Below are 21,156 nucleotides of genomic sequence, written 5' to 3' on the forward strand. Positions count from 1 at the left end.
CCTCGGAGGACGCGTGCGATTCCGCCCCTTGATCGTGAGCTCGATCGCGATGGCTCTGCTGCCGCTCTCGGCTCCGGCCTACGCAGACGACCCGACGCCCAGCCCCACCCCGGGCATCACCCAGACGCCGGTCGAGCAGCCTCCGGCCGAGGAGCCCGCCCCCGAGGAGGCCGCTGCCGAGCAGGCCCCGGCCGAGGAGACGGAGACACCGGCCGGGCCCGCTCAGGGCAAGGTGGAGGAGGGCTTAGGCGTCGACGGCGGCACCGAGCGGGCCATCGTCGAGCTGACCGACCCGGTCGAGAACGCCCCCGTCGCGAGCCAGGCGGCGGCCGAGAGCGTGGAAGTGGTGCTGCAGCCGCAGAGCCAGTCGTTCATGGTCGTGGAGGGCACGGCCGAGGAGCTGGCCAAGCTCGCCGAGGACCCCCGGGTCTCCTCCATCCGCCGCGACCGCACGTTCACCCCGACGCAGGTCGCCCCGAACCTCACCCTGATCGGCGCCGACCAGGTGCACGCCAAGAACATCACCGGCACCGGCCAGGCCGTGGCCGTGCTCGACACCGGCATCGACGTGGACCACCCGTGGTTCCAGGGCCGGATCCTGGCCCAGGCGTGCTTCTCCGCCGTGGAGGACGCCGGCGTCGAGTCGCTCTGCCCGAACGGCCTGCCGCAGCAGACCGACGGCAACGCGGCGGACGCGACCACGGCGAAGTGCCTGGCCGACGGCGTGAACCTGTGCGACCACGGCTCCCACGTCGCGGGCATCGCGGCCGGCACCGGAGGCGTGGCGCCGGGCGCGGGCATCGTCGCGGTGCAGGTGTTCAGCCGGGTCAACGACGAGGACCTCTGCGGCGCGTCGGCGTGCCTGCTGGCGTACGAGTCGTCGCTGCTGCAGGCCATGGAGTACGTGACCACCCTGAACCAGCCGGTCGCGGCGGTGAACCTGAGCCTGGGCGGCGACCTGTCCGAGACCGACTGCGACGCCACCGCGGAGGGCGCGACCTTCAAGACGAAGATCGACGCACTGCTGGCCAAGGGCGTCGCGACCGTGGTGGCCGCCGGGAACGAGTTCTTCGAAGGGACGTCGTACCCGGCCTGCGTCTCCACGGCGGTGACCGTCGGGGCGAACGACAACTCCGACGGCATCGCGGACTTCTCCAACCGGGGCTCGCTGCTCGACCTGTTCGCGCCGGGTGTGGACGTCGAGTCCTCGGTGCCGGACAACTCCACGACCGTCTACAGCGGCACCTCGATGGCGACCCCGCACGTGGCCGGCGCGCTGGCGCTGATGAAGTCGGCCTCGCCGCAGGCGCCGATCACGGAGCTGATCGACAAGCTGAAGACCTCCGGCCGGCCGTACATGTACGACGCCAACGGCGCCCAGGTCACCACGCCGCGCCTGGACCTGGCGGCGGCCCTGGCCGGGGCGGGCACGCAGCCGCCCATCACGCAGACCCCGTCGCCCCTGCCGCCGGACGACCCCACGGACGGCACCGACCCCGCCCCCGGCGACCCCGGCGACCCGACGGACCCGGACCCCCAGCCCGAGCCCGAGCCCACGTCGTCCACCAGCCCGGTTCCGCTGCCGACCGTCACGGTCACGGTGACCGTCACGCCGACCCCGGCGGCGACGACGGCCACGGTCTGCAAGCGCGGCACCGCCGCCACGAAGCTGTCGGCCAAGAAGTGGGCCGTGGAGATCCACCGCAGCAGCGGGACCATCCCGGACGCCACGCTCACCTGCTACCTGAAGCTGATCAGCAAGTCGAGCAAGGTGTTCCCCGAGCTGACGAAGGCGTCGTCGCTGGGCAAGGCGTACCGCGTGCTGAAGAACGCCAAGACCGGCAAGGCCAGGCTCGACAGCGCGCTGCTGACGTCCTGGCTGAACTGGGCGCACGGCACGAACGGCACCAAGATCCTGACCGCCGCCGAGAAGGTGCGGATGAGCAGCAAGCCGTCCACGGCCGCGCTGAAGAAGGCCACGAACAACGTCCTCAAAACCGGCAAATAGCGAGATATACGAAAAAGGCCGGTCACTTCTGACCGGCCTTTTCTCTTCCGCCGCTTTAAAGCAAAAAAGCCTCCAACGTTTCTCTGAACTACATACGTCACTGACATCACAGTTGTCGCAGGTGGGGATGTATGCGGCTGTAAGCAGCCGGGAGCCGGAAGCGCTTCACGGCTCCAGCCTCCGGGAGGAAACAAGTGAGGCTACGGTCTCTGCTGGTCGGCGCCACGACGCTGGCCTTGACAACCGCCGCGCTCTACGCGGCCCCGGCACTCCAAGCCGACACCGCTGACACCGGCGACCCGGTCATCAGCCCCGCACTCGTCTCGGAGATCCAAGCGAAGAGCCGGGTCCGGTCCATCATCCAGCTCAAGCCAGGCCAGAGCGTCCAGGCCGTGGCCAGCGACCTGGAGCAGGCCTCCGAGGGCAGCCGCGTCCTGGAGGCGGCCCAGTCGGAGCACTTCTTCGTCGCCGAGGTCGACGGCCGCACGCTGGACAAGCTCAAGAAGGACGCCCGCGTCCAGGCCGTCTACAAGGACGAGCTGAGCATGCCCTTTCTCGACGCCAGCACCGCCCTGATCCGCTCGGACCGGGCGAACCAGGCCGGCTGGAACGGTACGGGCACCACCGTCGCCGTGCTCGACACGGGAATCGACCGCGACCATCCGTTCTTCGCGGGCCGGATCGCGGACGAGGCCTGCTTCTCCTCCTCCGACGCCAGCGACGGCACCGTCTCGCTCTGCCCGAACAGCCAGCCCAGCCAGACGGGCCCCGGCGCGGCCGACGCCGAGACCACGCAGTGCGTCGTCAACGGCACCAACGCCTGCTCGCACGGCTCGCACGTGGCGGGCATCGCGGCCGGCAGGATGGTCGCGGGGGCGCCCGCCAGCGGCGTCGCCCCCGAGGCCCGGCTGCTGCCGATCCAGGTCTTCAGCCGCGTGGACAACCCGCTGACCTGCGCGCTCGGTGGCACCACCGCGCCCTGCTTCCTCAGCTACACCTCGGACCAGAAGCTGGCGCTGGAGTACGTGGCGCGGGTGGTCAGGACGCACAACGTCGCCGCGGTCAACATGAGCCTCGGCGGCGGCCGGCCATGGGAGGAGGCGTGCGACGCCGACCCGACCGCGGCGGCGGTGAAGCCGGAGTTCGACACGCTGGTGGGCCTGGGGGTGGCCCCGGTGGTCGCGGCCGGCAACAGCGCCTACCCGAACGCCGTCTCCGTACCCGCCTGCATCTCCACGGCCATCACGGTGGGGGCCACGGACGACTCCGACGCGCTCGCCGCGTTCACGAACCGGGGATCGCTGCTCGACCTGTTCGCGCCGGGCGTGGGCATCAGCGCCTCGATCCCGGACGACGCCTACGGGGACAAGAGCGGCACCTCGATGTCCGCGCCGCACGTGGCGGGGGCGTTCGCGCTGATGCGGCAGGCGTACCCGGAGTTCACGGTCGCGCAGAGCCTGCAGCGGCTGCGGGACACCGGCACGCCCGTCCAGTTCGACGCCTCCGGAACGCCGATGATCACGCCGCGCATCGACCTGGAACGTGCCACCACCGCGGCCCGCACCACCACGAACCCCCGCGCCTGACGGGACCCTGAAGGGGGGCCGGTACCACCGGCCCCCTTTCCCATGCCCGCGTGCGACGCCGGTCAGAACAACGGGTGCAGCCGGAACGCGACGGAAACACGCCGCCCACCCCGACGGCCGATCGTCAGGGTGGGCGTCGTCGCGCTAGGCGCTGAAGCTGCCTGACACGGGCGGGATGTGCGAGCCCGTGGGGTTGTCCCAGGTGGTCAGCTCCTGCACCTCGATGGAGAAGACGACGACCTGGCCGGTGGCGGCCTGGGCGGGCAGGGCGGTGCCCAGCAGCCCGAAGGCGGCGGCGGTCCTGTGACGAGGCATCATGCGGCGCTCCTGACTGTTCCTAGAAGGGCAGCAGAAGGGCGGCCGGGGGCGGAGTCGCGAGGATCCGCCCCCGGCTTGGGCCTTCGCTAGAGGATGGCGAGGTCGAAGCTGCCGATGGCGGGCCTCTCCTGCTGGTAGATGCGGACGGTGACACCGCTGGGGTCGTCCCCGCAGGCGTCGCCCGGCCCGTGGGCGCTGATGGTCCGGTCGTCGTGGCGCAGGGTCGCCACGATGGCTGAGGTGGCGGGGTCGATCTCGGGGGTGAAGCGGACGCAGTAGGTGCCGGTGCTGATCATTTCCGACGAGACGACGTTCTGGCCGGCCAGCAGGCTGCCGTCCACGTCCACCCGGGCCCAGGCTTGGGCGTAGTAGGAGTCGGCGAGGGCGGCGGCGGGTGCGAACAGGCTGGCTGCTGCGAGTGCTGCTGCGATGCGGATACAGATCCTGGTGTTGATCACTGTCTTCCCTTTCATCCTCTTGCTCGCGGTGGGGCGTTACTGGCCGATGTGGTGCCTGTCAGGGGATGAAGAGGTAGAACGCGCCGTCGATCTTGGCGCCGGACGGATTGCTGATGACGACGCGCACGGTCTGGGCCGCGCTGCTGCAGTAGCCGCTGAGCCCGAGGTAGGCGCCCGCCATCTTGCCGGGATCGATGGGGGTGACGCTGACGACCGCGGTGGTCAGATCGATCTTGTCGCTGACCTTGACGCAGTAGTACCCGGCCTGGGGCTTGCTGACCGAGACGATGTTCTTGCCGTGCGCGAGGGCACCGCCGGCGTAGACGTACCCGGCGGCTCGCGCGTAGGGAGCGAAGGTGTCGGCGTGGGCGACGGTGCTCGGCAGGGCGACGGCGGCCAGGGCGAGCGCCGCACCGGCGAGCAGGCATTGGCGAGTGAGACGGGGCATGCGGCGTTCCTCCGGTGATCGGACGGATGGTGAACGTGCCTGACGGCCGCCGGACGGGGATTTCGGCCGGTCAGGTTCCCCGTCCCGTGTGCGCCCACCCTTGAGCCATCACTGAACGTATCCGTACGATCACTTTAAGTGACGTAGCGTGAGAGTAAGGTCACCCTGTCTTGTGACACAGAAGTTCAAGCATGTGTGGAGACTCCCCCGTACCCGTCGTGGCCTTCCCCGCCGCCCAGCCCGGCATGGGCGGTCCCGAGCAGCCGATCGCCGCACACTCCGGCCACACCGAACAAGAACCGATAACGGAACCCACCACCCCCTCTGACATCAATTGTCCGATTACTACACTTCTGTCGACAAAGCCCCCCGACCCCCGGAGGAACAGTTGAGACTCTCGTCTCTGCTGGCCGGCGCCATCGCGTTAGCCGCCACCTCGGCAGCGCTGGTGGCCACACCCGCCCTCGCCGACCCCGAGTCCAAGATCGACCCCACGATCACCGAGAGCGGCGAACACCGCGCCATCGTCCGCGTACGGCAGCCGGCCCAGGTGAAGTCCGTCCAGGCCGGCGCGGAGCAGGTCGATCAGGACCGGAAGAACGTCAACGCGGAGCCGCCCTCCGAGGTGGCGGGCAAGCTGGACTTCTTCGTCTACCGCGGCACCCGCGCGGAGCTGGAGCAGATCGCCGAGCAGTCCGACGTGGTCTCGATCCGCAAAGACAAGCTGAACGAGCCGGCGCTCGTGGAGAGCATCCCGCTGATCGGCGCCGACCGGGCCCACCGGTCCGGCTACACCGGCAAGGGCACGGCGGTGGCGATCCTGGACTCCGGCATCGACAACGACCACCCCGCCTTCGGCAACCGCATCGTGGCCCAGGCCTGCTTCTCGGCCGCCGACCCGGTGGACGGCTCCACGCCGCTGTGCCCGAACGGCAGCCAGTTCCAGATCGGCGACGGCGCGGCCAACGCCGAGACGGAGGCGTGCATGACGGGCGCCCCCCAGCCGCAGTACGGCCTGTGCTACCACGGGACGCACGTGGCCGGGATCGCGGCGGGCCAGCGCACCGCGGAGTTCGCGGCCAACGGCGTCGCCCCGAAGGCCCGGATCGTGCCGGTGCAGGTGTTCAGCCGCTTCGACAACTCGCCGTACTGCTCGGGCCGCCCGGTCTGCATCCTGGCGTACGACTCCTCGGTCCTGACCGGCATGGCCTACGCCGACCTGCTGGCCGACCAGTACAACATCGCCTCGGTGAACCTCAGCCTGGGCGGAGGCCAGTACGACACGGCCTGCGACACCGGCGACGGGGCCGACTTCAAGGCCGAGGTCGACAAGCTCCAGGCCAAGGGCACCGCGACGGTGGTGGCCTCGGGCAACAACGGCTTCGACGCCGCGGTGTCGTGGCCGGCGTGCGTCTCCAACACGATCGCGGTGGGCGCCACGGACAAGCAGGACGCGGTGGCGAGCTTCTCGAACCGGGGGACGCTGCTGGACGTGTACGCGCCGGGCGTGGCCATCACGGCGGCGATCGCGGGCAACACGTACGCGGCCCTGAACGGCACGTCGATGGCCACCCCGCACGTCGCGGGCGCGCTGGCACTGCTGCACCAGAAGCGACCGCGCGCGACGGTGGACCAGCTGCTGGCGTCGCTGCAGCGTACGGGGAAGCCGATCACCTATGTGAGCGCGGGCACGAACGTCACGACCCCCCGCATCGACGTCTGGTCGGCCCTTCGCGGCCGGTAGGTAGATAGACCTCAGTCCACCTGCCCGTTACCTGATTTCGGGGTGGGCCGACAGGAGCCCATCCCGAATCGCTACTCGAGGTGCCGAGCGAAGAACTGCAGCGCATGATCCGTTTCATACGCCGGGATCCCCCCGTGATCACCCGGGTTGGCGTGCAGCGTCTTGTCGCCCGAACCCAGAGCCTCGAACAGCGCCAAGGCCTGATCCCGAGGCACCCGCGTGTCATCCCATTGGACCAGGAACTGCACCGGCACGGTGACCCGAGCGGCGGCCCCGCCCAGCCCGTGGACGCCGAGCAGGCCCAGCACCGCGGCGCGGACCCGAGGTTCGGCGGCGATCAACTGCACGCCGAGCCCACAGCCCATCGACACACCCCAGTACCCGACCGGCCCCACCCCCACGTGGTCGAGCCCTTGGACGGCGGTCACCACCGCCTGCCAGTCGTCGACGGCCTGTCCGGCGAGCAGGTCGTGCATGGCCGCGACCAGCTCGGCCGGATCCTCTCCGGCGGCCATGCGGGCCCGCATGTCGCCGGCGAACTGGACGAACCGTTCGTCTTTCGGCCGGTCGCCGTGGTTAGGGGCATCGATCGCGACGACGGCGAAACCCCCGTCTGTGGCGAACCGGTACGCCCCGGCCAGTACGCCAGGGGCCTTCTTGTGCTGGCCGCCGCCGTGCCCCATCAGGATCAGCGGGCGGGGGCCGGTGGCGCCTCGCGGCGTGAACAGCACGCCGGGGATGTCGCCGAGGGAAAAGGACTGTTCGGTGACGCCGTCGGTCGACGTCTCAGAGGTCACGCTGAAGCGCATAGCGTTGCAAAGCCTTTCGGGATGCCTTGTGCGGGCGCTCCCTAGACCATGCACGCGAGGGAGCCCCGACCTGTCACAGCGTTGATCGGTCTCACCTCCTCCAGTCGTGGTGCCGTACGGCGCCGCCGAAGATATCACAGACCTCCCCGGCCCACACGCCGGGCAATTCCCCTTCCGCCTCCGATCGGCCGGCGCACGATCCCTTCATCGATGACGGGCCGCATACATCGGCGACGCGGCCGGCCGGAAGATGGACCGCCTCGCCCTGGTGCCGTTCACACCGAATGGGCCACTTCGGACCGATCCATACCAGCACCCTCTCTCGTACGATGAGGGACGTGCACGGCCTTCTCCGCTCCGTGTGGGATGAGCCCCGTCCGCCCCACGCCCCCCGCCGGTTGTGGCGGGACTGGCTGCTCGTCGGGCTGCTCGCCGTCGCCGTCGTGCTCGAAGGAGCCCTGCGGACGGACCTCCAGTGGCGGCCGTTCTCGGCGATCTTCGCCGCGGTGATGCTGCCCACGCTGTTATGGCGCCGTACGAGGCCGCTCCTCGCCCTGGCCGTCCCCGTCGTCACCTCGAGCGTGATCCAGCTCCTCACCGGCGCCGATCCGGCAGAGATGTCCGCGTCGGCCTACCTGCTGATCCTCCTGTACGCGCTGTCCCGCTGGGGGTCGGGCCGCGAGGCGCTGCTCGGGCTCGGGCTGATCAGCGCCGCGATCGTCTCCGCCGTGGTCGCCGGGCACATCGTCTCCGCCGACATCGTCGGCGCGTTCACCGTCGTCTTCGCGGCGTTCGCGCTGGGCGGCACCTTCCGTTACCGGGCCAGGGCCAGGATGCGGGAGCTCGATCAGGTCAAGCTGCTCGAACGCGAGCAACTGGCCCGCGACCTGCACGACACCGTCGCCCATCACGTCTCCGCGATGGCGATCCGCGCCCAGGCGGGCATCGCGACGGCGGCCTCCAGCCCTGACGCCGCCGTCGACGCGCTGCGGGTGATCGAGGCCGAGGCCTCGCGTACGCTCACCGAGATGCGCGCCATGGTCCGCCTCCTGCGCCGGGACCAGCCGCCGGAGCAGGCCGAGCTGGCGCCGAACCCGCACCTCGACGACCTCCGGCAGCTCGCCGGGCAGACCCGCGTCGGGCCGTCCGTGAACGTGGAGATCGACGGGGACCTCGACGGCGTTCCGGCGTCCGTCGGGGCCGCGATCTACCGGATCGCGCAGGAGTCGGTCACGAACGCCAGGCGGCACGCCAAGCACGCCACCAGGATCGAGGTCCGCGTGGCGGCCGACGACACCTCCGTGCGCCTGCGCGTGAGCGACGACGGTGACAGCACCGCCGCCCGTACGGCCGTCACCCCCGGGTACGGCCTGCTGGGCATGATCGAACGCGCCGACCTGCTGGGCGGCACCTGCGAGGCGGGCCCCAACCCCGGCCGCGGCTGGACCGTGACCGCCGAACTGCCCCGAACGGGGGCCGCCACATGACCACGAACGGGACGAGCGGAAGCGGCCACATGACCACGAACGCGACCGACGGCAGCGGCCACACGACCACGAGCGCGACGGAGGGCGGGGCCGGCCCGGCGCCGGAGGCCGACATCCGGGTGATCGTGGCCGACGACCAGGAGATCGCCCGTACCGGCCTGCGGATGATCCTCGACGCCCAGCCCGGCATCGAGGTGGTCGCCGAGGCCGGAGACGGCGTGCGGGCGGTCGAGCTGGCCCAGCGCCTGCGGCCGGACGTCTGCCTGTTCGACATCCGCATGCCGCGCTGCGACGGCATCGAGGCCACCCGCCGACTGGCCGGGCCCGACGTGGCCGACCCCATCGCCGTCGTCGTCATCACCACGTTCGACCTGGACGAGTACGTCTACTCGGCGCTCCGGGCGGGGGCCCGCGGCTTCCTGCTCAAGGACGCCGGCCCCGACCTGCTCTCCCAGGCGATCCGCGCCGCCGCCGCCGGTGACGCGCTCATCGCCCCCAGCATCACCGCCCGCCTGCTCGCCTCGTTCGCGGGCACCGGCCCCGCTCAGCCCCGGGTGCAACCGATCGAGCCGCTCACCGAGCGGGAGGAGCAGATCCTGGTCACCGTGGCGCGCGGCCGGACCAACAGCGAGATCGCCGACGAGCTGCACATCTCACTGAGCACGGTCAAGAGCCACGTCGCCAGCCTGATGACCAAGCTCGGCGTCCGCAACCGGGTCGAGATCGCCATGTGGGCGTACGAGACCAACCGCGTCCGGCACTGACCGGCCCCCGGGGCGACGCCCCCTGCGGATGATCCATTCGGCCACGACGACGTTGATGACCCAGGCCGCACCCAGGAGCAGCGACCGGGTGAGGTGGTCGGGCGGGCCGTAGATCGCCAGCCAGATCGCCTGGGTCACCGCCTGCGTACCGGCGCCGAGGGCGATCGCGTACGCGCGCATCATCCAGGCGCGGTGGCGGCGGACGTCCCGGCGGAGGATGGCGGCGAGCCCGAGCACGATCGAGACCAGCATGGCCGTCCCGAACACCAGCCGGAACGCGCCGAGCAACCCCTCGTCACCGGGCGGGAGCGCGGAGAACAGCGTCATCCACAATCCCGACAGCGCCGCCGCCAGCCCGCACCCGACCAGGATCCGTCCGGCGCGGCGATGCCACCCGGGCCTGCGCCGCCGGAACCGGGGCGCGAACTGGAACGCCCCGAGCACGCTGTAGACGCTGACCGCCACGATGTGCACCAGCACCGGTACGGGCGAGGCGACGAACCGGGCGTTGGCCGCCGTGATCTCGGCCCCGCCGACCAGCTCGGTCATGCGGACGGCGCCGGCCACCACCGGGACGAAGCTGAGCACGATCAACCCGGTCGGCACGAGCCACCCCGCCCTGGAGCCCCGGGCCGCACCGGCCTCGGATCGGGCCCGGGCCGTGCGGGGCGCGGGACGGGACACCTGAGCGCCGGGACGTCGGGGGGTCGGGGTCGTGCTCTCGCCGCTGCTCATGCTCTCGTCGCTGCTCATGCCCCGATGGTGACCGCCGCGCCCCCGCCGCCTCATCGCCCCAACGGCCCGAACCGGATGGGCCGATCAGCCAGGCGAAAGCTCGTACTTTCGGCCGTTGAGCCTTCCCGCAGGTCATGCCCACACTGATGCCCGTCGGCACAGCTTCAAGCAGCAGCCACCGGAATGAGGAGAGACTGCCATGAAAGCGTTCGTCCTACGGTCGTACGGCTCCCCCGACGCCCTCGAGCTCACCGACGTCGACAAGCCCGCACCCGCCCCGGGCGAGGTGCTGGTACGGGTCCGCGCCACCAACGTCCAGCCCTGGGACTGGCACCTCATGCGAGGCGAGCCGTACGTGGCCCGCGTGATGCCCGGCGGCCTCGGCCTGCGCAAGCCGAAGATCACCATCCTGGGCGCGGACGTGGCCGGGGTCGTGGAGGCGGTCGGGAAGGGGGTGACGGAGTTCGGGCCCGGCGACGAGGTGTTCGGGATGCCGCCCAAGGGAGGCGCTCTCGCCGAGTACGTCTGCGTAGCGGAGAGCGAGGTGGCGCCCAAGCCGGAGAACCTGTCGTTCGAGCAGGCGGCGGCGGTGCCGCTGGCCGCCATCACGGCCCTGCTCGGCGTGCGCGACCACGGCCGGATCAGGCCGGACCACCGGGTCCTGGTCAACGGGGCCTCGGGCGGCGTGGGGACGTTCGCGGTGCAGCTGGCCAAGGCGTACGGCGCGCACGTCACCGGTGTGTGCAGCAGCCGGAACGTGGACCTGGTCCGGTCCCTCGGCGCGGACGAGGTGATCGACTACACGAAGGAGGACTTCACCCGCGGCGGCCGGCCCTACGACGTGATCATCTACAACGCGGGCACCCGCTCGTTCTCGGAGTGCCGGCGCGTGCTGAAGCGGAAGGGGATCTGCGTCCTCGTCGGCGGCTCGGCCAGCCGATGGCTGCAGCCGGCCGGCCGCATCTTCGCCACGCTCGCCATGTCGGCGTTCGTCCCCCAGAAGGCGGCGATGGCGGACGTGGTCGGGAACAAGGAGACCAGGCGGAACCTGATCGAGCTGACCGACCTCATCGAGGACGGCAAGGTCACCCCGGTGGTCGACCGCACGTACCCGTTCGAGGACGTCCCGGCGGCGCTCAGGTATTCGGAGGAGGGCCACGCCCCGGGCAAGATCGTCATCACGATGTGACGGGCGCGTACAGCTCCTCGACGCCGACCAGGCGGACATCCCCGGGAAGCTCCGCCTGGAACCCGGCCCCGCTGTAGCAGGCCAGCACGGTCTCGCTGGTGTCGTACCCCTTCACCGACAACAGGTCCCGCACCCGCCGCAGCCGCTCCACGTGCTTGCCCGTCATGACCTTGTCCCACTTGACCTCCCCCAGCGACAGAACCCGGCGCCGCCGGCCGTGCTCCTCCTGCGCGAGCACGGCGACGTCCACCTGGATCTGCGTCCGGTTGTGCGGATCGGCCACCGTGCCCGCCGCCACCGTGCCGGGCAGCTCGCCGAACACATCGGCCTCCGCGGACAACGCCCATTCCCTGCAGACGGCCTCGAAGTGCGGCCCGACGACCTGCGACAGAAAAGTGGCACGGGAGTTGCGCCACGCCGCTTCCGGCTGGCCGCGTTCGAGCCGGGTCCACTCGCGGCGCATCACGGCCTCGTAGAAGACGATCAGCGGCTCGCAGATGCGGAAGACCGACTGCCCCTTCCTGAACGCGTCCGCCTCACGCGTGATCAGTTGCGAATCCTCGAGGACCGCCAGGGGATGCCCGATGTCCGGAGATTTCCGCCCGATGTGGTTGGCGATGCCCCCGCGCGTGGCGTTCCCCGAGGCGATGGCTCCGAGCACGGCGTGGTAGACGGCCGTGTCCCGGATATCCGCCTCTTCCGCCAGCAGGTAGCGGGCCTCACGGAACAGCGGGATCTGGGGATTGAGCACGGTACGCAGGACCCAGTCGTCGAAGTCGTCCATCGACTCCGGGGCATCGCCCGCCACGAATTCCCGCCGGTAGGCCGGCGTGCCTCCGACGATGGAGTGGACCAGCACCGCGAGCCGCGGATCCGTGATCCCCCAGAACCTGGCAGCGGCCTGGTAGTCCAGTGGCCTGACCACCAGTTCCAGGCTGGCCCGCCCGCGCAGGGGCGCGTTGCCCGCCAGCAGGCGGCCCATCACTCCCAAGGCCGAGCCGCACAGCAGCAGACGCGACTTCTTGCCCCGCGCGTAACCGCGCGGATCGAGAGCGAACTGGATCAGTGACGGCAGCGAAGGGGACGCCTTGATCAGATAAGGGAACTCGTCGATCACGATGAGCCCGTCCGGGACGTCGATGAACAGCCGCTCCAGAGCTTCGTGCCAGTCGGCGAACGCGTATCGCCCGCCGCCGGTGTGTGCGGCCAGGGCCCTGCCGAAGCGGGCCAGCGCTTCGACTTCCGTCTCGTCCGTGGCGGTGAAGAAGAACCCGCCGACCTCCCGCACCAGGGCGTCGAGCAGGAACGTCTTTCCCTGCCTGCGCCTGCCGCTCACGATGCCGAGCCGCACATCCGCGCTCGGTGAGGTGGCGAACCGGACCAGCCCGGCCCATTCGCGTTCGCGGTCGAAGACATGGGCGGGCTTGAGCACGGATTTCACAGTAGAAGTATACAGCTAAGGTCTATACACCTTAGCTGTATACCCCTAAGCGCATTTCGAATTGTGTCGCTTAGGGTGGCTTCTATGGACGCAGGCAAGGCGATCTTCGAAACCGTCGACAAGCTTCGCCAGCGGCGCACGGCCCCGCTGGTGCTGGAGCTCGATCTCACAGAGGGCCTCACCGAGGGGCCGCCGGCGGATCCGCTCGCCGCCGTGCTGTCCATGCGCAAGACGCGGCTGGCCGACGTCCTGTCCGGGCTCAAGCGGGCCAGGCAGGATCCCCGGGTCAAGGCGCTGGTCGTGAAGATCGGCGGCAACCCGCTGGGGCTGGCCATGGCGCAGGAGTTGCGGCAGGCCGTGATCCAGTTCCGGGCCTCGGGCAAGCTGACCGTCGCGTTCGGCGAGACGTTCGGGGAGTTCGGCGGCGGCACCGTGCCCTACTACCTGGCCACCGCCTTCGAGCGGCTCTACCTGCAGCCGAGCGGTGACGTCGGGCTGACGGGCGTGGCGCTGGAACAGCGCTTCGTCAAGGGCGCGCTGGGCAAGCTGGGCGTCGGCTACGAGGTGGGCCAGCGGCACGAGTACAAGACCGCGGCCAACACCTTCACCCAGGACCACATGACCGACCCGCACCGCGAGTCCATGGCCCGGATCGTCGAGTCGGTCACCGAGAGCCTCGTCGCGGGCATCGCCGACGGCCGCCGGCTGGATCCGGGCAAGGTGCGCGAGCTGATCGACCGCGGCCCGTTCACCGCGACCGAGGCGGAGGAGGCCGGGCTGGTCGACGGCCTGGCCTACCGGGACGAGGTCTACGACGAGGTCAAGCGGGCCGCGGGCGAGGAGGCCCACCTGCTGTACGTCTCCCGCTACGCCCGGAGCGCGGCCGTGCGCAAGCTGCCGCAGCCGATGGCCGACGGGGTGGCGCTCGTCCACGGCATCGGCATGATCAGGACCGGCCGCAGCGGGCGCAGCCCGCTCGGCGGGAGCGGGGCGATGGGCTCCGACACGATCAGCGCCGCGCTCCGCGCCGCCAGGCGGGACGACCACGTCAAGGCCGTGGTGTTCCGGGTCGACAGCCCCGGCGGCTCGTACGTGGCCAGCGACACGGTCTGGCGCGAGGTGACGCTGACGCGCAAGGTCAAGCCGGTGATCGTGTCCATGGGCGACCTCGCCGCCTCCGGCGGCTACTTCATCTCGATGGCCGCCGACGTGATCGTGGCCCAGCCGGGCACGCTGACGGGCTCGATCGGCGTGTACGGCGGCAAGCCCGTCCTTTCCGAAATGCTCGAAAAGATCGGCGTAAATTCGGAAATGGTGTCGGAGGGCGCCAACGCCGGCATGTTCTCCACCTCCCGCGGCTTCTCCCCCGAGCAGTGGGATCGGGTGAACGCCTGGCTCGACCGCATCTACGACGACTTCGTGGGCAAGGTGGCCAAGAGCCGCGACCTCACCCGCGACCGCGCCCACGAGCTGGCCCGCGGCCGCGTCTGGACGGGCGCCGACGCCCACGCCGGCGGGCTGGTGGACGAGTTGGGCGGCCTGGAGGACGCGCTGGCCCTGGCCAGGAAGCGGGCCGGCCTGGCCGACGACGCCCCGGTGCGTACGTATCCGCGGCTCAACCCGCTCGAACGCCTGCGCGGCCCCGAGTCGAGCGAGGACAAGTCCGCGGCGCTGGCCCGGATCCGGCTGGACGCCTGGGGGCCGCTCGCCCGCCTGTCGGCCGAGCTGGGCCTGCCCGCCGCCGGCCCGCTGATCCTGCCCGAGTGGTACGTCATCCGCTAGGCCAGTGCCCCGGGCTCAGGAGGCTCAGGAGGTGGCGGTCGAGCGGTAGCGGCCGCGCAGGCGTACCAGGGGCTGGCGGGAGGGGTCGACGTAGGCGACCGCCAGCACGGCGGCGATGAAGATCGTGTGATCGCCGGCCGGGACCACCTTGGTGGTCTCGGCCTCGATCGCGGCCACCCCGCCCTCGATCACGAGGGCCTCGGTGTGCGCGCCCCGGTGGTGCGGGGTGCCGGCCACCAGCAGGCGGGCGCTCGGCCGGCCGGCGGTGGCGAAGCGGCTGGCGACGGCGGCCTGGCCCGACGACAGCAGGGAGGCGGCCCAGCGGTCCTGCCGGAGCAGGACCTCGTTGAGATAGCCGCGGCTGGCCAGGCTCACCAGCACCAGCGGCGGCTCCAGCGAGACGGACATCAGGGCGGACACCGTGGTGCCCAGGTCGTCGCGCCCGTCCCGCGCGGTCACGACGGCCACCCCCGCCGCCAGCTGGGCCATCGCCTCCGTGAGGAGCTCACTCATGGCGAAGGATCCCTGGTGGGGGCAGAGCGGGGCGAGGGCCTCCAGGGGATGGAGACCCTCGCGGGAGCGCCCTGTGTCAGCCCAGGCCGTTGGTGGTCAGCCATTCCTTGGCCACGGTCGCGGGCTCGTCCTTGTTGACGGAGATCTTCTGCATCATCTCCAGCAGGGACTCCGTCGTCAGCTTCGCCGAGATGCCGTTCAGGGTGGTCCTGATCGTGTCGTTGGCGGAGGCCTTGTGCAGCAGCGGGGTCACGTTCTGGGCGGGGAAGATGTTCTTGGTGTCCTGCAGCGGCACCAGGTTGTTCGCCGTCATCTTCGGGTCGGTGGTGAAGACGTTGCCGACCTGGATGGAGCCGTCCTTGATCGCGTCAGCCGTGGTCGGGCCCGTGGGCTTCCACTCCTTGAACTCCAGGCCGTAGACCTCCTTGAAGCGCGCCTCCCACCGCTTCTTGAACTCGGGCGGCCCGCCGACGGTCATGGTCTTGGAGACCTTGGCCAGGTCCTCGATCGAGTTCAGCGACTGCTTGGTCTGCGTGTCCTTGGAGATGGACAGGCTGTCCTTGTCCTCGGCCGGCGAGGAGTCGAGGACTTCCAGCTCGGCGGGCAGCTTCTCCTTCAGCGCCGTGTTCACCTCGTCGGTGGTCGCGGCGGTGGCCTTCAGGTCGACGAAGGCGAGCAGGTTGCCGTTGTACTCGGGGACGATGGTCAGCCCGCCGCCCTTGACCTGGTCGTAGACGGCCTCACGGCTGCCGATGCGCGGCTTCTCCTCCACCTGCACCCCCTTGGCCTCCAGTGCCTGGGCGTAGATCGAGGCGAGCAGCACGCTCTCGTCGAAGTCGAAGGAGCCGACGACGGCCTTACCTCCAGCGGCCGAAGCCGAGCCGGTGGGAGCCGCGCTCGTCGTGTCGAGCGGGTTGCCCCCGGTGCCGCCACCGCCACCACCACAGGCGGCCAGCGTGAGCATCGCCGAAAGGAGGACTCCCGCGATGCCGTACTTGCGTCTCATCTTGCTTTTTCCCTTCTAACCGGGAGGTAATACAGGAGACTATCGGACCTTCAGTCGCTGGCTCACCCCCGGAGAGACCGTCACTCTCTGGACGAGCGCGAACAAGACCTGCACCACGAGCGCGAACAGCACAATCAGTACTGAACCGCCGACGACGCTCGCGTAATCCTTGGTCGCGAAACCGTCGATCACATACCGGCCGAGGCCACCGAGCCCGGTGTAGGCGGCGACCGTGGTGGTGGCCACGACCTGGATGGCCGACAACCGGCAGCCGAGCAGGATCAGCGGCAGCGCGACCGGCACCAGCACCCGCCCGAGCACCTGGCCGCCGCGCAGGCCCATCCCGTACGCGGCGTCGCGCAGCTCCGGGTCGACCCCCTTGATGCCCTCGAACGTGTTGACCAGGATCGGCGGCACCGACAGCAGCACCAGCGGGATGATCACCGGCCAGATCGACGACGTGCCCAGCAGCAGCACGAACATCACCAGCAGGCCCAGCGTGGGCAGCGCCCTGGCCAGGTTCGCGGAGATGACCACGACCAGCTCGCCGCGGCCGGTGTGCCCGATCAGCAGGCCCAGCGGCACGGCGATCAGCACCGCCAGCAGCAGCGCCAGGGCCGAGAACTCCAGGTGTTCCAGCAGGCGCGCGGGGATGCCGCCGGGGCCCGACCAGTTCTCGCCGGTGCCGAAGAACTCGCCGAGCCAGCCGAGGAAGTCGGTCAGCCAGCTCACGACGCCGCTCCCTTCCGTGCGCGTACCCAGGGGGTGAGCAGCCGCTGCGCCAGGACCAGCAGCCCGTCGGCGACCAGCGCCAGCGCCACGATCAGCACGATGCCGACGATCACCGGCGGCATGAACGGGTTCTGGTACGCCCGCGTGAACAGCCCGCCGAGCCCGCCCTGCCCGATCAGCGCGCCCACGCTGACCAGGCTGATGCTGGAGACCGCGACCACCCGCAGCCCGGCCAGCACGACGGGGACGGCGATCGGCAGCTCGACCAGCAGCAGTCGGCGCAGCGGTGTGAAGCCCATGGCGACGGCCGACTGGCGTACGTGGTCGGGCACCGAGTTCAGCCCGTCCACCACGGCCGGGATCAGCACGGCCATGCCGTAGAAGGTCAGCGGGATGATCACCGTGGTCTGCGAGAGCCCGGTCACCGAGATCAGCAGCATGAAGACCGGCAGCGACGGGAGCGCGTACACGACGTTCATGAGGCCCGAGGTGGGCTGGTAGAGCCAGCGCCAGCGCACGGAGGCCAGGCCCAGCGGGAGCGCGACGACCAACGCGAGCACGATCGGCACGAGCGACATCGTGAGGTGGTCGGTGAGCAGGTTCCTGATGCTGTCGACCCGCCCGGTGTCCCAGTTGCGCCCGATCCACTCCCAGATGGAAGGAGGACCATCACCCATCTGCCGCCTCCGCCAGCGCCTCGTCGAGTGCCTCTCTGGTGGCCACACCGACGACCTTGCCGTCCTCGTCCACGGCCACGGCACAGCCGGACGGCGACAGCAGCGCCGCGTCGAGGGCCGTGCGCATGGTGTCGCGGCCGTGCACGAACGTGCCGTACGGCTCCAGCTCGCCGCCCCCCGCCCCGGTCCGCCAGCCGACCGGCCGGCCGTCGCCGGTGACGACCAGCAGCCACGGCTCGGCCGAGCCGCCGCCGGAACCCTCGGGGACGGTCAGGTCCGTACGCAGCCGCAGCCCCCCGGTGGAGATGAACTGCAGGCGCCTGATCCCCCGGTCGTGCCCGAGGAACTCGCGCACGAAGTCGTCGGCCGGCTCCGACAGCAGCGTCTTGGGGTCGGCGAGCTGCGCCAGCCGACCGCCCACCCGCAGCACCGCCACGCGGTCGCCGAGCTTGATCGCCTCGTCGATGTCGTGGGTGACGAACACGATGGTCTTGTTCAGCTCGCTCTGCAGCCTGAGCAGCTCGTCCTGGAGGCTGGTGCGCACGATGGGGTCCACGGCGCTGAACGGCTCGTCCATGAGCAGCACGGGCGGATCGGCGGCCAGCGCCCTGGCCACGCCCACGCGCTGCTGCTGCCCGCCGGAGAGCTGGAACGGGTAGCGCCCGGCGAAGGCCGGGTCGAGCCCGACGCGCTCCAGCAGCTCCATGGCCCTGGCGCGGGCCTTCTTCCGGTCCCAGCCGAGCAGGTAGGGCACGGTGGCGATGTTGTCGACGATCTTCCGGTGCGGGAAGAGGCCGGCCTGCTGGATGACGTATCCGATGCCGCGCCGCAGCGTCGGCGGGTCGATGCCCTGCACCGGCACGCCGTCGAGCAGGATCTGCCCCTCCGACGCGTCGATCATGCGGTTGATCATCCGCAGTGAGGTCGTCTTCCCGCAGCCGGAAGGCCCGACGAGCACGGTGATCTCACCCGTGGGCGCCTCAAGGCTGAGGTGGTCCACGGCGACCGTTCCGTCCGGATAGCGTTTGGTGACAGACTCGAATGTGATCACGCGCGAACTCTCGCTTCGGGCTCCAGGTGGCAGGGCCGCAGCCCCCCTGCCACGACCGCCGCATGATCTCTTGAACCCACAGACTACGGCGATCCCGACCGCCGTGTCCCCCCGGGCATTCCTTAAACGCTTCACTTGACGTTTCCGATTGATCTGCAGATTCACATGAAAATCCGCATCTGGTAGTGCGCCGGACCATCGTGTGTTGGCATGATTACCCTCACCATTCCTGACGCATCAGCTCACAACTTCCTGACGCGCCCCCTCACCCTCAGCGTCCGCAAACTGCAAGAGGATCCGGCCCCGTGTCTCAGCCGCTCACCGATCAGCGCCAACGCGCCGACCTGATCGCAGAGCTCTACGACCTCTATGCCGCCGGGCTGTTCGCGTACTGCGCTGACCAGCTCGGTGACCTCGGCTCGGCCTCCGACGTCCTGGTTTCCGTGCTCACCAGCGTCCCGGCCGCCGCGCCGCCCCGCGCCGCTCTCTACGCCTTCGCCCGCCGCGAGATCCACCGGCGGGACATCGTCTACTCTCCCCCCGCCGTCGATCCGCTCATCGACCCGGCCACGGCACTCGTCGAGCGCTCCCTGCGCGAGCTGCGCCCCCACCAGCGCGAGGTGCTGGTGCTGTGCGCGGTCTGCGGTCTGAGCAAGGCCGAGCTGGCCTGGGTGCTGGACGTCGCGCCCGACACCGCCGAGGAGCTGGCGGTGGGAGCGGGGCACAGCTTCAGGCAGTCGCTGGGTGCGGCGCTGGCCTCGACCGGGGTCCGCGTGCCCAAGCCGGTGGCGGACGTGTACGGCGCGCTGCGGGTCTCACCGCTGCCGGACGTGCTCGGGCGGCTCCCCTGGCCGCTGCCGCCGGCCGCGCTGCGCATCCACTTCGCGGGCTCCCGTACGGCGGCGCCCGGGCCGCTGTTCGTCAAGCCCCGCTGGCCCAGCCCGCCGATCTGGCCGCAGCCGCTGGCGGAGTCCGACCCGGCGACCAGCACGGTGATCTTCCCGGCCGAGCTGCTGACGCCGCCCCAGCCGTCGCGGGTCGCCGAGCACGAGGCGACCACGGCCCCGATGCCCAAGCTCCGCGACGGGCTGTCGCTGCCGAGGGACGTGCTCGACCCGGCCCTGCCGCTGCGCGACCCGCTGGGCTCGACCCGGGCCTTCAAGAACCCGCCGGCCAGCGCCCAGGAGCGGCCGTTCTTCATGGCGGCGCCGGAGGCCACGGGGGCCGAGCCGTTCGCGACGGGCGACGTGATCCTGCCGAAGGACGCGCCGGACCCGTACATGACCGGCGACGTCCTCGTCCACAAGGGCCCGGCCCGCCCCCTCCCCCCGCTGGAGCGGGTCGAGCGCCGTCCCGCGGCGCCCCGGCCCAAGCCCGCGCCGGAGGAGTTCCGGCGGCCGCCGTCGCTGTGGAAGAGCGGATCGGTGTCCCGGACGGAGGAGCCCGTCCGCGAGCCCGCGGCCCCGCTGTTCCAGCCGCGCTCGAAGGCCGCCCCCAAGGGGGCCCCCAAGGCCGCTCCCCGGGTCACCGAGGCCGCCGAGGTCCCCGAGGCCGATCCCGTCACCGAGCCCGTCTACCGGCTCCCGGAGCTGGAGAAGAGGCTCTCCGAGGCGGACGCGCGACCCGATCCGTCGTCCTTTATGCTGGCCCCGCGCCCGGTGCGCGCCCGGCCCGCCCCCAAGCGGCGCCCGGAGACGGGCCGCCCGCAGAAGGTGCGCCGCCGCCAGGACCGCCACTACGACTGGGTGTGGGAGCTGATCGGGTTCCTGCTCTGCGTGGCGATCGCGATGATCGTGTTCTTCTCCATGCCGATCTTCGTGGACCCGTGACCGGCCTCGCGTGAACGGCGCTCGCGGCGCGTGCCGCGAGCGCCGGGCATCTGTCACATTCCTCCGCCCCCGTCCGTCATGGCAGTGACCCATGAAACCGGGACCCCTTCGGAGGACACGATGGAACCACGTATGAAGCACCCCGCCTTCGTCCTGCCCGACGCCGTGCAGGCCCTGAACGCGCTCGGCAGGAGCATCGCCACCGGCGGGGTGTCCAAGCAGCTCCTCGACCTGGTCTACCTGCGCGCGAGCCAGATCAACGGCTGCAGCGTCTGCCTGGAGATGCACGGCAGCGACCTGAAGAAGAACGGCGAGAGCGACGAGCGGATCTGGACGGTGGCGGGCTGGCGCGACGCCCCCTACTTCACCGACGCCGAGCGCGCCGCGCTCGCCCTGACCGAGGCGGTCACCCGGCTCAGCGACCGGTCGGACCCGGTGCCCGACGAGGTGTGGGACGAGGCGGCCGACCACTTCAGCGAGACCGAGCTGGCCGCGCTGCTCCTGGGCATCGGCACGATCAACATCTGGAACCGGCTCAACGCCGCCACCCGACAGGTGGCCGGCGCCTGGAAGGGCTGA

The 21,156-nt window shown here is 70.8% G+C and carries 20 protein-coding genes; 9 read left to right on the top strand and 11 right to left on the bottom strand.

What is annotated here, in order from left to right; translation table 11 throughout:
* Positions 1 to 13 precede the first annotated feature (13 nt).
* On the top strand, positions 14 to 2,008 hold the full coding sequence (locus ACBJ59_RS18755) for a S8 family serine peptidase (protein WP_375111474.1): 1,995 nt from the start codon (positions 14 to 16) through the stop codon (positions 2,006 to 2,008).
* A gap of 194 nt (positions 2,009 to 2,202) precedes the next feature.
* Positions 2,203 to 3,594, top strand: a complete 1,392-nt coding sequence (locus ACBJ59_RS18760; RefSeq protein ID WP_375111475.1) for a S8 family serine peptidase — start codon at positions 2,203 to 2,205, stop codon at positions 3,592 to 3,594.
* 144 nt (positions 3,595 to 3,738) lie between these two features.
* On the opposite strand, the gene ACBJ59_RS18765 is transcribed toward ACBJ59_RS18760, so the two are convergent.
* The 3 genes from ACBJ59_RS18765 to ACBJ59_RS18775 form a co-directional block, all read right to left on the bottom strand.
* Positions 3,739 to 3,912, bottom strand: a complete 174-nt coding sequence (locus tag ACBJ59_RS18765; protein WP_375111476.1) for a hypothetical protein — start codon at positions 3,910 to 3,912, stop codon at positions 3,739 to 3,741.
* An 86-nt stretch (positions 3,913 to 3,998) separates the two neighbouring features.
* The gene (locus ACBJ59_RS18770) at positions 3,999 to 4,370 is read right to left on the bottom strand and encodes a hypothetical protein (protein WP_375111477.1); all 372 of its coding nucleotides are present in this window, start codon (positions 4,368 to 4,370) and stop codon (positions 3,999 to 4,001) included.
* Positions 4,371 to 4,428: 58 nt separating this feature from the next.
* Positions 4,429 to 4,818, bottom strand: a complete 390-nt coding sequence (locus ACBJ59_RS18775) for a hypothetical protein (protein WP_375111478.1) — start codon at positions 4,816 to 4,818, stop codon at positions 4,429 to 4,431.
* Between the two features lie 388 nt (positions 4,819 to 5,206).
* On the opposite strand from ACBJ59_RS18775, the gene ACBJ59_RS18780 reads away from it, so the two are divergent.
* Positions 5,207 to 6,562: a S8 family serine peptidase gene (locus tag ACBJ59_RS18780; RefSeq protein WP_375111479.1), complete on the top strand. Its 1,356-nt coding sequence runs from the start codon at positions 5,207 to 5,209 to the stop codon at positions 6,560 to 6,562.
* A gap of 71 nt (positions 6,563 to 6,633) precedes the next feature.
* Here ACBJ59_RS18780 and ACBJ59_RS18785 read toward each other — a convergent pair whose 3' ends face one another.
* Entirely contained in the window at positions 6,634 to 7,371 is a 738-nt protein-coding gene (locus tag ACBJ59_RS18785) for a dienelactone hydrolase family protein (protein WP_375111480.1), read from the bottom strand.
* 329 nt (positions 7,372 to 7,700) lie between these two features.
* Between ACBJ59_RS18785 and ACBJ59_RS18790 the strand changes: the two genes are divergently transcribed.
* Both ACBJ59_RS18790 and ACBJ59_RS18795 read left to right on the top strand, forming a co-directional pair.
* Entirely contained in the window at positions 7,701 to 8,858 is a 1,158-nt protein-coding gene (locus ACBJ59_RS18790) for a sensor histidine kinase (RefSeq protein WP_375111481.1), read from the top strand.
* 119 nt (positions 8,859 to 8,977) lie between these two features.
* Complete coding sequence (locus ACBJ59_RS18795) at positions 8,978 to 9,622, top strand: response regulator (protein WP_375111525.1); 645 nt, start codon at positions 8,978 to 8,980, stop codon at positions 9,620 to 9,622.
* Here ACBJ59_RS18795 and ACBJ59_RS18800 read toward each other — a convergent pair.
* Positions 9,512 to 10,375 (bottom strand): DUF2306 domain-containing protein, encoded by an 864-nt coding sequence (locus ACBJ59_RS18800; protein ID WP_375111482.1) that lies wholly within the window; start codon positions 10,373 to 10,375, stop codon positions 9,512 to 9,514. The genes ACBJ59_RS18795 and ACBJ59_RS18800 overlap by 111 nt on opposite strands.
* A 181-nt stretch (positions 10,376 to 10,556) precedes the next feature.
* Here ACBJ59_RS18800 and ACBJ59_RS18805 point away from each other — a divergent pair, with 181 nt between their 5' ends.
* Entirely contained in the window at positions 10,557 to 11,546 is a 990-nt protein-coding gene (locus ACBJ59_RS18805; RefSeq protein ID WP_375111483.1) for an NAD(P)-dependent alcohol dehydrogenase, read from the top strand.
* Here the strand turns inward: ACBJ59_RS18805 and ACBJ59_RS18810 are convergent.
* A complete protein-coding gene (locus ACBJ59_RS18810; RefSeq protein WP_375111484.1) occupies positions 11,536 to 12,987 on the bottom strand; it encodes an ATP-binding protein in 1,452 nt (483 codons plus the stop codon). The genes ACBJ59_RS18805 and ACBJ59_RS18810 overlap by 11 nt on opposite strands.
* Positions 12,988 to 13,071: 84 nt before the next feature.
* Here ACBJ59_RS18810 and sppA point away from each other — a divergent pair, with 84 nt between their 5' ends.
* The gene (gene sppA / locus ACBJ59_RS18815; RefSeq protein ID WP_375111485.1) at positions 13,072 to 14,769 is read left to right on the top strand and encodes a signal peptide peptidase SppA; all 1,698 of its coding nucleotides are present in this window, start codon (positions 13,072 to 13,074) and stop codon (positions 14,767 to 14,769) included.
* Positions 14,770 to 14,793: 24 nt separating this feature from the next.
* Here sppA and ACBJ59_RS18820 read toward each other — a convergent pair whose 3' ends face one another.
* The 5 genes from ACBJ59_RS18820 to ACBJ59_RS18840 form a co-directional block, all read right to left on the bottom strand.
* Positions 14,794 to 15,282, bottom strand: coding sequence for a flavin reductase family protein (locus ACBJ59_RS18820; RefSeq protein WP_375111486.1), 489 nt, complete (start codon positions 15,280 to 15,282; stop codon positions 14,794 to 14,796).
* A gap of 76 nt (positions 15,283 to 15,358) precedes the next feature.
* Positions 15,359 to 16,288 carry an ABC transporter substrate-binding protein gene (locus ACBJ59_RS18825; protein ID WP_375111487.1) on the bottom strand — a complete coding sequence of 310 codons (930 nt, stop codon included), beginning with the start codon at positions 16,286 to 16,288 and terminating at the stop codon, positions 15,359 to 15,361.
* Between the two features lie 39 nt (positions 16,289 to 16,327).
* Positions 16,328 to 17,020 carry an ABC transporter permease gene (locus ACBJ59_RS18830; protein WP_364117729.1) on the bottom strand — a complete coding sequence of 231 codons (693 nt, stop codon included), beginning with the start codon at positions 17,018 to 17,020 and terminating at the stop codon, positions 16,328 to 16,330.
* Complete coding sequence (locus ACBJ59_RS18835; protein WP_375111488.1) at positions 17,017 to 17,697, bottom strand: ABC transporter permease; 681 nt, start codon at positions 17,695 to 17,697, stop codon at positions 17,017 to 17,019. Before ACBJ59_RS18835 ends, ACBJ59_RS18830 begins: the two co-directional genes overlap by 4 nt.
* Positions 17,690 to 18,748 carry an ABC transporter ATP-binding protein gene (locus ACBJ59_RS18840; RefSeq protein WP_375111489.1) on the bottom strand — a complete coding sequence of 353 codons (1,059 nt, stop codon included), beginning with the start codon at positions 18,746 to 18,748 and terminating at the stop codon, positions 17,690 to 17,692. The genes ACBJ59_RS18835 and ACBJ59_RS18840 overlap by 8 nt, the downstream gene beginning before the upstream one ends.
* Before the next feature lie 305 nt (positions 18,749 to 19,053).
* Here ACBJ59_RS18840 and ACBJ59_RS18845 point away from each other — a divergent pair, with 305 nt between their 5' ends.
* Positions 19,054 to 20,577, top strand: a complete 1,524-nt coding sequence (locus ACBJ59_RS18845; protein WP_375111490.1) for a hypothetical protein — start codon at positions 19,054 to 19,056, stop codon at positions 20,575 to 20,577.
* 132 nt (positions 20,578 to 20,709) lie between these two features.
* On the top strand, positions 20,710 to 21,156 hold the full coding sequence (locus tag ACBJ59_RS18850; protein ID WP_375111491.1) for a carboxymuconolactone decarboxylase family protein: 447 nt from the start codon (positions 20,710 to 20,712) through the stop codon (positions 21,154 to 21,156).

The organism is Nonomuraea sp. MTCD27, assembly GCF_041950495.1.
GTDB lineage: Bacteria > Actinomycetota > Actinomycetes > Streptosporangiales > Streptosporangiaceae > Nonomuraea.